General features: G+C 73.2%; 1 protein-coding gene and 1 pseudogene. Both read left to right on the top strand.

Translation table 11 applies throughout. From position 1 onward, the window contains the following. Window positions 1–188 precede the first annotated feature (188 nt). A complete protein-coding gene (gene purD, locus E2651_RS42710; RefSeq protein ID WP_135336645.1) occupies window positions 189–1,442 on the top strand; it encodes a phosphoribosylamine--glycine ligase in 1,254 nt (417 codons plus the stop codon). 332 nt (window positions 1,443–1,774) lie between these two features. Continuing rightward, window positions 1,775–2,235 (top strand): annotated as a pseudogene (locus E2651_RS42705) (hypothetical protein); the annotation flags it as partial.

Below are 2,235 nucleotides of genomic sequence, written 5' to 3'. Positions count from 1 at the left end.
GGTGGGCGGGAAAGCATCCGCCGCGAAGCGGCGGCCCAGGGCGGACGCGACCCGCACCCGAGGACCGGCCAGCCCTGACGCAGGGGGACAAATCACCCCCAGTCCTGGAGGAACGTACAACCTCACCCAGAGGGTCACCTCGGCCTCCCGTACAAGCGCAGAGCATCGCGGCCGCTAGGCTGACCACCGTGAAGGTCCTCGTCATCGGCAGTGGTGCCCGCGAACACGCCCTGTGCCGCTCTCTGTCCCTCGACCCCGACGTCTCCGCCCTGCACTGCGCCCCCGGCAACGCCGGCATCGCGGACGTGGCCGAGCTGCACCCGGTCGACGCCCTCGACGGCACCGCGGTGGCCGCCCTGGCCACCCGCCTCGGCGCCGAGCTCGTCGTGGTGGGCCCTGAGGCCCCCCTCGTCGCCGGGGTCGCCGATGCCGTACGCGACGCCGGAATCCCCTGCTTCGGGCCCTCCCGGGAGGCCGCCCAGCTGGAGGGCTCCAAGGCCTTCGCCAAGGACGTGATGGCGGGCGCCCAGGTGCCCACCGCCCGGTCGTACGTCTGCACGACCGCAGGGGAGATCGACGAAGCCCTCGACGCCTTCGGGGCGCCCTACGTCGTCAAGGACGACGGGCTCGCCGCCGGCAAGGGCGTCGTCGTGACCGGCGACATCGCAGCCGCCCGGGAGCACGCCCTCGCCTGTGACCGCGTCGTCATCGAGGAGTTCCTCGACGGCCCCGAGGTCTCCCTCTTCGCCATCACGGACGGCGTCACCGTCGTCCCGCTCCAGCCCGCCCAGGACTTCAAGCGCGCGCTGGACGGGGACGAGGGCCCGAACACGGGTGGCATGGGGGCGTACTCGCCGCTTCCCTGGGCCGACCCGAAGCTGGTCGACGAGGTCATGCAGAGTGTTCTGCAGCCGACCGTCGACGAGCTGCGACGGCGCGGCACCCCGTTCTCGGGGCTGCTCTACGCGGGCCTCGCGATCACCAGCCGCGGCGTACGCGTCATCGAGTTCAACGCCCGCTTCGGCGACCCCGAGACGCAGGTCGTCCTCGCCCGCCTGAAGACCCCGCTCGCCGGAGTCCTGCGCGCCGCGGCCGAAGGCACCCTCGTCGACCTGCCCCCGCTGCGCTGGAGCGACGACGCCGCGGTCACTGTCGTCATCGCCTCGCACAACTACCCCGATACGCCGCGTACCGGCGACCCCATCGAGGGACTCGGCGACGTCGTGGCGCAGGATGCCCCGGACGCGTACGTCCTGCACGCCGGGACGAAGCACAACGGCGACGCGGTCGTCAGCGCGGGCGGCCGTGTGCTGTCCGTGACGGCCACGGGCGTGGACCTGACCGAGGCCCGCGAGCGCGCGTACACGGCGCTGTCCCGCATCCGCCTCGACGGCTCCCAGCACCGCACGGACATCGCGGCGAAGGCGGCCGCGGAGGCGTAACCAAGGTCGCCCACGTGCCGGCCGCGAACAGCTCACAGGCCCCGGATCTGACACTGGATCCGGGGCCTGACCGTCATCCACCTTTACCCAAAGCCATTCCATCGGGTGACCGCTGGCCCATCCGGCTGACGATGCCCGGCACCCCAACTAGGGTGCGGCGCAAGCGGTTCAGGTGCCCATAGCCAAACAGACCACCGGCATTGCGATGTCAGTGGCGGGTGCCACAGTGGGGGAGTGAGCAAATCCATCGGCGGCTGCCGTCCGCCCTCGGCCCCGGTCCCCGCCGGCGGCCGGGCAGCAGGCGGAGCAGGCAGCAGGGGGTGACGTAGGTCGTGTCAGGTACGGGTGTGGAAGTGGGCGTGCAGTCCGCGCGTTCCCAGGCGCTCGCCGTGCTGCGCATCCGCAGCAGGGCCCTTGCCGTCGCACTGCTGCCCGCGGCCGTCGCCGTCGTGCTGCTCGCGGGCGGGGCCACGGGCCATGTCACCGGCGGCAGTTGGGACGTGGTGCGCGGCATCGTGACGGCCGTCGCCGCCGTCGTGCTGCTCGCCGCCGCGGGCATCGCGCTGGTCGTCGCCCGCGCCAGGCCCGCCGTCAGCCCCACGGTCCCGATCAGCGAGAGCTCGGCCCCCGATCTGTACCGCCTGGTGCGGGACCTGGCCGACCGCCTGGACGTGCCCGCGCCGTCGGCGATAGCGCTCACCCCGGACTGCGACAGCTGGCTGGAGGACCGCACCCACCCCGCGCACGGCCCACCCGCGGAGGCCTCCGCCCCGCCCGGGGCAGAGGTCAATGG

Source organism: Streptomyces sp. MZ04, from assembly GCF_004684775.1.
Classification (GTDB): Bacteria; Actinomycetota; Actinomycetes; order Streptomycetales; family Streptomycetaceae; genus Streptomyces.
The sequence above is the reverse complement of the archived record's forward strand: the minus strand, read 5'-3'. Positions and strand labels throughout refer to the sequence as shown.